The 8986-nt window shown below is 36.6% G+C and carries 9 protein-coding genes; 6 read left to right on the forward strand and 3 right to left on the reverse strand.

Annotation, left to right across the window (positions count from 1 at the left end; genetic code table 11):
- Positions 1-4: 4 nt before the first annotated feature.
- The 5 genes from AC0KSB_RS11320 to AC0KSB_RS11340 all read left to right on the forward strand — a co-directional run bounded on the left by AC0KSB_RS11320 (position 5) and on the right by AC0KSB_RS11340 (position 3996).
- Complete coding sequence (locus AC0KSB_RS11320; protein WP_472309326.1) at positions 5-868, forward strand: ATP-binding protein; 864 nt, start codon at positions 5-7, stop codon at positions 866-868.
- Positions 869-975: 107 nt separating this feature from the next.
- Positions 976-1857 carry a pyridoxal 5'-phosphate synthase lyase subunit PdxS gene (gene pdxS, locus AC0KSB_RS11325; protein WP_472309328.1) on the forward strand — a complete coding sequence of 294 codons (882 nt, stop codon included), beginning with the start codon at positions 976-978 and terminating at the stop codon, positions 1855-1857.
- 75 nt (positions 1858-1932) lie between these two features.
- On the forward strand, positions 1933-2499 hold the full coding sequence (gene pdxT, locus AC0KSB_RS11330) for a pyridoxal 5'-phosphate synthase glutaminase subunit PdxT (protein WP_472309330.1): 567 nt from the start codon (positions 1933-1935) through the stop codon (positions 2497-2499).
- 63 nt (positions 2500-2562) lie between these two features.
- Positions 2563-3057 (forward strand): nitroreductase family protein, encoded by a 495-nt coding sequence (locus AC0KSB_RS11335; protein ID WP_472309332.1) that lies wholly within the window; start codon positions 2563-2565, stop codon positions 3055-3057.
- A 12-nt stretch (positions 3058-3069) separates the two neighbouring features.
- Positions 3070-3996: a calcium/sodium antiporter gene (locus tag AC0KSB_RS11340; RefSeq protein ID WP_472309334.1), complete on the forward strand. Its 927-nt coding sequence runs from the start codon at positions 3070-3072 to the stop codon at positions 3994-3996.
- Between the two features lie 74 nt (positions 3997-4070).
- Here AC0KSB_RS11340 and AC0KSB_RS11345 read toward each other — a convergent pair whose 3' ends face one another.
- Positions 4071-5180 carry a response regulator gene (locus AC0KSB_RS11345; protein ID WP_472309336.1) on the reverse strand — a complete coding sequence of 370 codons (1110 nt, stop codon included), beginning with the start codon at positions 5178-5180 and terminating at the stop codon, positions 4071-4073.
- A 45-nt stretch (positions 5181-5225) separates the two neighbouring features.
- Positions 5226-6920 (reverse strand): sensor histidine kinase, encoded by a 1695-nt coding sequence (locus tag AC0KSB_RS11350; protein WP_472309338.1) that lies wholly within the window; start codon positions 6918-6920, stop codon positions 5226-5228.
- Positions 6921-7149: 229 nt separating this feature from the next.
- On the opposite strand from AC0KSB_RS11350, the gene AC0KSB_RS11355 reads away from it, so the two are divergent.
- Positions 7150-7368, forward strand: coding sequence for a hypothetical protein (locus AC0KSB_RS11355; protein ID WP_472309340.1), 219 nt, complete (start codon positions 7150-7152; stop codon positions 7366-7368).
- Positions 7369-7560: 192 nt separating this feature from the next.
- On the opposite strand, the gene AC0KSB_RS11360 is transcribed toward AC0KSB_RS11355, so the two are convergent.
- The gene (locus AC0KSB_RS11360; RefSeq protein ID WP_472309342.1) at positions 7561-8919 is read right to left on the reverse strand and encodes an IS1380 family transposase; all 1359 of its coding nucleotides are present in this window, start codon (positions 8917-8919) and stop codon (positions 7561-7563) included.
- Positions 8920-8986 lie beyond the last annotated feature (67 nt).

The following is an 8986-nucleotide window of genomic DNA, read 5'->3' on the forward strand; positions in this document are numbered from 1 at the left end:
AAAAATGAAAAAATTATTAGTTTTAAGCGGGAAAGGTGGTACTGGGAAAACAACAATCGCCAGTGCTTTTATAAAACTTTCAGCAGCCAGAGCATATGCAGATTGTGATGTTGATGCTCCTAACCTTCATCTCATAACAGATCAAAAATCAGAACCATTAACAAAAGATTTTTTTGGCATGCCAAAAGCGATTATAAATCAGAAGCTTTGCATTAAATGTGATAAGTGTAGACAAAGCTGCAGATTTGATGCTGTTAAGTTTGAAAATATATACGAAATTGATCCTTTTGCCTGTGAGGGGTGCGGAGTTTGTGAATTTGTTTGTCCAGTAAATGCGATATGCTTAAAGCCGGCTGCAGCAGGAAAATTAATGCTTTATAAAGATAATACCAGGACTTTTTCAACAGCTCAGCTTAATACAGGCAGTGGCAATTCTGGTTTGCTTGTAACTAAAGTTAAATCTCAAATTAATACTTCAGATACAAAAGCAGATTTGGCTGTTATAGATGGTTCTCCGGGACTTGGCTGTCCTGTTATAGCTTCACTTAACGGCATAGATGTAGTTTTAATTGTAGCAGAACCTTCTATATCAGGTATTAGCGATATGGAAAGAATCATAAAAACTGCATCTGGATTTGGCGTAAAAATAGCTGTCTGTATTAATAAATATGATACAAATTCTGCAAATACTGAAAAGATAGAACTTTTTTGTAAAAAACAAGGATTACCTTTTGTCGGCAGAATCCCTTTTGACAAAGATGCGGTAAAAGCGATCAATAATGGATATACAATAGTAGATATAGACTGTATATCAGGTATAGCAGTAAGAAAAGCTTTTGATCAGGTTATGTGTTTATTGCGAAACTGACCCCATAAATATTATCTAATCTGGCTATTTTTTTAGGTGCAGTTTTCTTTTACAATTAGGCAACATAAAAGCAATATTGCAAATAAAAAATAGTCAGGGGATAAAAAATGGATAATAAACAATACGAATTAAATAAAAATCTTGCTCAGATGCTTAAAGGTGGCGTTATTATGGATGTCACAAATGCACAGGAAGCGATTATTGCTCAGGAGGCTGGCGCTGTTGCGGTTATGGCTCTTGAACGTGTACCATCGGATATTCGCAAACAAGGTGGTGTGGCACGTATGAGTGATCCTAAGATGATCAGAGAAATACAGAATTCAGTCACAATTCCTGTTATGGCAAAAGTTCGGATTGGTCACATTGTCGAAGCACAGATTTTAGAATCTCTGGAAATTGATTATATTGACGAGAGTGAAGTTTTAACTCCGGCTGATGATCTTTACCATATTAACAAATTTGATTTTAAAGTGCCTTTTGTATGTGGTGCCAGAAATCTGGGAGAAGCTTTACGAAGAATCGGTGAAGGGGCTTCAATGATTAGAACAAAGGGTGAGGCTGGTACCGGTAATGTTGTGGAAGCAGTTCGTCATATGCGTACAATTATGAGTGAAATAAGACGCATACAAAATATGCCAAAAGAGGAACTGATGACTTTTGCCAAAGAAAACGGCGCCCCTTATGAATTGGTAAAAGATATTGCCGAAAGTGGAAAGCTGCCTGTTGTTAACTTTGCCGCCGGAGGCATAGCTACACCAGCGGATGCTGCATTAATGATGCAACTTGGCAGCGAAGGCGTATTTGTTGGATCAGGTATATTTAAGTCTTCTGATCCTAAAAAAAGAGCAGCGGCAATTGTTAAAGCGGTAACCTATTATAATGATCCCCAAATATTAGCTGAAGTAAGTAAAGATATAGGCGAACCTATGGCTGGACTGGAGATTTCACAGATAGAACCGGATAAGCTTCTGGCAGCAAGAGGCTGGTAAATCAAAGAAATTAAGAAAAATATAATCTGAACAATTCACAAAAGACTTGTTCTTTGCCGAAAAGAGGCGGAAAATTTGAAAAAAATAGGCGTCCTTGCCTTGCAGGGTTCAGTTGTTGAGCATATAAATAAACTTCAGAAAATTAAAAATGTCAAACCGATAGAAGTAAGGTCAGAAAATGATCTTGCTTCTGTCGACGGTATCATTTTGCCAGGTGGTGAAAGCACTACGATAGGGAAGCTTCTCAAAGAATACAATTTGAATGAAGAGCTGAAATCAAGAATAAAAAGAGGTATGCCTGTCTGGGGAACCTGCGCCGGCATGATTTTACTGGCAAAAGAGATTGTAGATCAAGATCCTTATCTTGCTGTAATGGATATAAAGGTGAGACGCAATGCATATGGCAGACAAATTGACAGTTTTAATAAAAGTTTAATTATTCCTGAAATAAGTAAAAATGCTCTTGATTTGATCTTTATCAGAGCACCTTGGATAGAAGAAATAAAAGAAAATGTAAACTCACTTCTAAATTTGGATGATGCAATCGTTGCTGCCAGACAGGACAATATGCTGGTAACTTCATTTCATCCTGAATTGACAGATAATTTAGATGTGCATCAATATTTTGCAGATATGTGTTAATGGTGGCACTCCGACACATTATAGTATAATAAAAGAGAAATAATTTTTGGAAAGGTAAAAACTATGAACCCGATTTTTGCCAGAACAAGTATTAGAAAATATACTCAGAAAAAAGTTGAAAATGAGAAAATAGAAAGTCTGCTTAAAGCTGCAATGGCAGCTCCTTCGGCTAAAAATCAGCAACCTTGGGAATTTTTTGTTGTAACAGAGAAAGATGCCTTGGCTGCCCTTTCCCAAGTCAGCCCATATGCCGGCTGTGTAAAGGCGGCGCCTTTGGCGATTGTCAGTTGTTATAGAAAAAATTTACCGCTTATAGATTATGCTGAAATTGATATGAGTGCATGCACGCAAAACATTTTGCTTCAGGCTGAATATCTAGGACTAGGAGCGGTATGGCTAGGTGTTGCGCCCAATATTGACCGAATGGAAGCAGTTAGAAATGTTTTGACAATTCCTGATCATTTGAATGCTTTTGCAATTGTTTCCTGTGGATATCCCTTGCAAAAAGCACAACAACAAAATCGTTATGATGAGAAAAGAATTCATTATAGAAAGTGAATATGTATTCATATGCAGATTATTTTTTTGTTCGCTGGATTTGTAATGCTGATAGCTGGAGCAAACTGGTTTGTTGACGGCTCAGTCGCTTTTGCCCGCAAGTTAAAAATACCTAGTATGGTTATAGGTCTTACCTTAGTAGCTTTTGGCACGAGTGCTCCAGAGGCTGCGGTAAGTATAAGAGGTGCTATCAGCGGTAACAGTGGCATTTCATTTGGTAATGTAATTGGTTCTAATATTTTCAATATATTGCTTATTTTAGGTCTGACAGCTTTGATAAAACCAATTTCGATACATGTAACAAGCTTAAAAAAAGAACTGCCATTTATGATTTTTGTTACTGGAATTGTCCTCTTTCTGGCATATGAAGGCAATGGAACTTTTGGTTTTTCACGTTATGATGGCGCAATCCTACTGATTCTTTTTGGTATGTACCTTTATAGCATGCTGGAATTGATTCAACAGCAAAACGAACCATTAGATGTCGTTTATAAAGAAATGAAAACGTCAAAAGCTATTATTGTAACTATTGTTGGGATTGGCCTTATAGTTTTGGGAGCAGACTTAACTGTCAGAGGGGCTGTATACATAGCAAATATATTTAATATACCAGACAGTATAATAGGATTGACCATTGTTGCCGCCGGTACTTCTTTGCCTGAGCTTGTAACCAGTATAGTTGCCGCTAGAAAAGGTGAAAGTGATATCGCAATCGGTAATGTTGTTGGCTCTAATATATTCAATATTCTTTTCGTGCTTGGCGCAGCTTCCGGAATTAAATCTTTTACACTTGATCAAGCTGCTGTTAATGACATCATAATACTTCTAAGTATTACACTGGTTTCATTTGTCATAATGCGGACAGGTCGTGTGATAAGCAGGAAAGAAGGTGCTATTCTTGCTATTGCCTATATTGTCTATGTTGTAATTCGCCTTTAAAGTTGAAGCAAAAATTCTTCTCCAGGCTTTTTGTTTAGCTGATTACCTTAGTTGACATTAACTTTTGCACAAACTCATTTATTGTTAAAAGCTTCTACTATTTCTTTGATTCTCAAAGACGGGTTACTATCATAATCCGATTTGAGAATATTTTCAAGCCATATATAATGTGACTTCATTTCTTGTTTTTGATCAAGCTTAGCGTATGTTTTCATTAACCAGAAATTAGTGTTTTCATCATAAGGCAATAATTCTGTCAGTGTTTTTAGTGGAGCTATTGCTCTTTCATAATCATTTCTCTGACAATGAATCAGACTAATATCCTTTAAAACTGCAATCAAACTTTTTTTGAAAGCCTGATCTTTAGCTATACTCCAGTTATATCCGTTTTGAGAAAAAAGACCTGTACAATATAAATTACAATTTTCTTCGATGGGTGAAAAGGTGCTTAGCTTATTTCTGTTAAATCCGGTTATTGCTTTTTCTAATTTTAAATAATCACATTCAGCATGCTTAATGTCCAGACAATATTTGTTGTTTTGATAATCGATAGAGACATTTTCTTTTTGCGAAGAAAAGAGATTTCTTATTTTGCATATTGAAGTCTGTAAAATAGGAAGTGCTTTTGCATATTCATACTCAGGCCATAAATTTTCAATAATCATATCCTTGTGGACATAATGTCCTTTATTCACAATAAGATATGCAAACAGTTCTTCTGCTTTAAGTCTTTGCCAGCGTACAGGTTTATTATCAATAGAAACTTCCAGCTGGTTAAAACAATTTATACGCAAAATGTTGGAGCTTGTTTCTTGTTTCAGACCTATCTCTTTTTCTATTTTTTTTATCATTTTATTGAATCTGTCAATTTTAATCGGCTTCATTATATAATCAAAAGCATTTAGATCAAAAGCCTGAACTGCATACTGTCCCCAGGCAGTTATGAAGGCGATTTTTAAATCAGGTTGTTTTTCAATCAGTCTTTCTGCAAGAGAAATACCATCCATTTCCGGCATTTCAACATCGATAAAAGCTATTTGTGGAGAAATTTTTGTCAACTCACTCAAAGCTGTTAAAGGATTTTGATATTTCCCCTCAACCTTTATGAAGCCTGTTTTATTAACAAGATCTTCAATTTCCTCAAGATTATACCATTCATCATCAATAAGAATTGCTTTTATCAATTAACACACCTCGTCCATTAATTATATTATATATAATAGCCATTTTCAGACAGAACTGGCAAAAGGAATAAAAAAAGATATACAGGTTCCTTTGCCGGGAATACTGCTTATTTTTAAACCTTGACCATAATATTTTAATAATCTCTTATTTATATTTACCAAAGCAATACCAGAATTCTTTTCTTTTGCGATATTATTTTTGATCATATCTTCTGACATTCCTACACCATCATCTTCGACAAAAAACTGCAGATTATCTTCTTCACAAGAAATTATAAGTTTTACTTCTCCGCCATCTGCCTTCTTTAAAATACCATGCCTTATTGCATTTTCGACAAGTGGTTGAAGTATTAATCTGGGAATGAAAATAGAATCAATATACTCATGTATTTGGTCATCTAATATTAGATTATAATTTAGCCTTTTGCCAAATCTTGCTTTTTCAATTTCAACATATGTATCAACAGCTTCCAGTTCCTTTTCTAGTAAAATAGTATCTGAAGACTGGTCAAAATAGCAACAGTTGGCCAGATATTCCCCTAGATTTCCAATTAGCTCTTTAGCTTTAACCGGATCTCTTGAGATCATTGAAGCTATAGTGCTTAACGTATTATTGATAAAATGAGGCTTTATCTGAGCTTGTAAAAAAGATATTTCATTGTTTTCTGCCTTGTAGATTGCATTAGAGGCAATATTTTCTAATTTTTTTTGATATTCAATCATCAGACTGATATCACTAAGCGTTAGAATTTTTCCTACTTCGTAACCGTCATCAGTAATTATTTTATTAATACGAGCATTGAAATATTTCTCTTTTCCCTCTGATATAATCTTTATTTGCTGATCTGATTGATCAATCAGCAAACCTCTTAATTCTGGATGTTCATTGAAAAAAGATGAAAGAGTAAGTCGTTCCGAAGCCTGTGCTAGTTCCGGATATAAATTTATGATAGCTTCATTTGCTTCAATTATAAGATCTGTTGAGTCAACAAGCAAAGTACTTTCTTTGGAATATCTGAACACAGTATGTGTTGCCATAGGAATTGTATTAAACAGTTTATATTTAAATATGCCATATGCGTAAAAAAGACCAGAAACAACAGCTATAACAGGATAATAATCTATTCCCAGATAACTATTGCCGGTAGCAAGTAAGTAAACTGATACCCATGGGAATAAAGAAGCCGTTATCATAATTATATAACTATGACGATGAAGACGAGGAGCATGTAAATATCCCCAGACATAAGCTGCCATGCCAATTAATCCGATTAAGGAACCGGAAAGAACCATTAGCATATAAAGATAACCTTTTTCTGTAACGATTACAGGGAAATAACCATTGCTTTCAAAAAAGTAGGCTGATATATACAGCCCATGTAGTCTGTTGGTAAAAAAAACAAGATTATAAATTATTGGATGATAGAGCAGCACATATTTGAAAATTTTTATCTTTTTAGAAGGAATCATAGAAAATTCAAGACTCATTATTACCCAAAAGTAGTGTCCAAAAGGGATTGCAATATGCTGTAGATCAAACCAAAACAAGGCCGTTTTCAAGCTCTCAGAATTTATTTCTCCAAGATAGGCTGCACAATATATCATTGTGGAAAGAAGCATCATGATAAAACAATTTGCCCCTGGTTTAGCTTTTCTTTTGCTAGCATAATGAATCAAAAAAATAGCGCAAAAAACCGAGAGAAGAAGCAAGGTTGTATATATAAGACGAACAATACTCATAATGATTATGCTTTCATATAATTATTTTCTTTTTCACTTCGAATGATAACATTTTTCAAAAATGCAGACAATACAAAAAAATTATTAATCTGTTCTGATGCAAAACATACTCACAAATAACCATTTGCATAGTAAAAATCTGATTTTAGACAGTTTGTCAGAATCCTGTTAGAACTGTTTGCTAAATTTATTATGTACAGTCAGAACGCTATGCACAGGAGTTTAGAATATGCAAAAAAAATCAAAAGTTATAAGACTATTTTCAATATTAATGCTGATAATAATTATGATTTGCATACCTCGTATTTTTGTTTTGGCTGATACAGTTACAGATACCTACAAAACAGATGTTCCTATACCACTAATTATTGGCATAATTGTTTTGGTTTTTGTATCTGCAATAGCAATTAAGCTTTTAACCTGTAATCGGCAGGTAGCCGTCAAATAGGGCTCGGGTTAAGTGTTTCTCAGCCAAATCTGAGAAAAACCATTCGAGCGATGAACCTTGACAATTGAATAGTGGTGAAAACATTAATAGATCAGAAAAATGGCTGTTTCCTGGCTCCTGATGTTGAAAGAAAGGAATCAGAAACAAGCCGCAGTCGCGGTTGAGCAGTGCATTTCTAGTTAGGCGATATCATCAAACTGGAATCAAACTAAACTGTTGCAATCGGTCGATGACCGCACGGATCAACCATTCAATCTTCCAGTCCTTAGCATAACGAAGATGGCGATAGCGTCCATTCCCGCAGATGTTCGCAGCTAGATGATAGAACCTGCGGCGAACAGTCATGATCTCAAAACTACGCCAGCTATCTGGCAATATGGCTTGTTTGAACCAGTTATGCAGATTATAGGCCAGCATTTTGATCAGGAGAAACAGCTGATTGCATTTGAGATTGCGTTGGCTGTTCTGGTCAAAAGCAAAGCCTTCCTTGAGCTCATCAATCTTGTTTTCAACATCGCAACGCTGGTTGTAGTCATGAAAGATCTCAGCGGCTGTCATAGTCTCGATATTGGTCACGATAAGCTGGTAGCAATATTTCACAGCGTCAAGGTCCATCTGCTGTTGTTTTTTATCTTTGACCGGCGCAGGTTTGCGGATCAGGATGAATCGGTAGCATTTCTGCCATTTAGGCAGCCGGAAATGGCATTCGTTGACACTAAAGGTTTCGTCAACATCCGTCCAGGGATAGAGATGATCTTTATGATTGACACTGTCAATGAGCACCTGCAAACTCTTGTATTTTTTGCACTTGATCGTGAACTCCAGATCCTGCTCATCCAGATACGACAGGTTGTCGATGTCAAATCCGCCGCAGTCGATGCGCACGCGCTTTAGTATCCATGCGTCAGGCAAGAGGATGCGGCATTTGCGGATAAACGCTTCTAGCTCGTAATTGGTATGATGTCTGCCATTTTCTAGCGTCAAGTTAATCACTTCGTTCGTCAGGCCCAAAATCCCGACTTTTTCCTTGAACGAGGCACGCCCGTGTTTGGTGGGATTATAACCAACGCCGCTGCCTTCCTGGTCGCCGAAGACGGTACAGACCGTGTCGTCAATATTCAAAGCAACAGAGCGTGGTCCTTCGGATTTGGCTTTCTTCTCCAGCAACCGTTTGTTAATCAGCCGAATTTCTGAAGCGGTTGATTCAGGCAAATCCCGCAGCAAGTCACGACAAACCTTCTCACTGGGAGCACGGCCTTTGAGTTTGAGATAGGCATTGTCATGACGCAGATCTTCCATGTGATTAAAACGCGATAGTCCCAAGACCGCTGCATCAACCATGAAATCGATGATGTTGGCTGTGCCAAACCGGGCATTATGACGTTTGGAAAATGACAGCCCTGTTTCCAACAGCTGCTGGAAACCGATTTTCTGCTTGAATGCTTCAATGTATGCCAGTGAAGCGCGGTTTGTGACCGTAGCGTTGTCGAATTTAGCTGGAAGAATTGTTTCTGAACGGTTTATTGTGGGTCGATTTTGTGCTAGACTCATGGTAACAGGCGGCCTTTCTTTGGATTTTGTTTTCTTTGCAGTTACATTTTACCAAAGATGCAGCCTG

This window comes from Ercella succinigenes, assembly GCF_900002895.1.

Coding starts and splice junctions, on each gene's coding strand:
- AC0KSB_RS11350 (WP_472309338.1), bottom strand. CDS start 6,920: ATGAGTATTGTTCGTCTTATATATACAACCTTGCTTCTTCTCTCGGTT.
- AC0KSB_RS11360 (WP_472309342.1), bottom strand. CDS start 8,919: ATGAGTCTAGCACAAAATCGACCCACAATAAACCGTTCAGAAACAATT.
- pdxS (WP_472309328.1), top strand. CDS start 976: ATGGATAATAAACAATACGAATTAAATAAAAATCTTGCTCAGATGCTT.
- AC0KSB_RS11355 (WP_472309340.1), top strand. CDS start 7,150: ATGCAAAAAAAATCAAAAGTTATAAGACTATTTTCAATATTAATGCTG.
- AC0KSB_RS11335 (WP_472309332.1), top strand. CDS start 2,563: ATGAACCCGATTTTTGCCAGAACAAGTATTAGAAAATATACTCAGAAA.
- AC0KSB_RS11340 (WP_472309334.1), top strand. CDS start 3,070: ATGCAGATTATTTTTTTGTTCGCTGGATTTGTAATGCTGATAGCTGGA.
- AC0KSB_RS11320 (WP_472309326.1), top strand. CDS start 5: ATGAAAAAATTATTAGTTTTAAGCGGGAAAGGTGGTACTGGGAAAACA.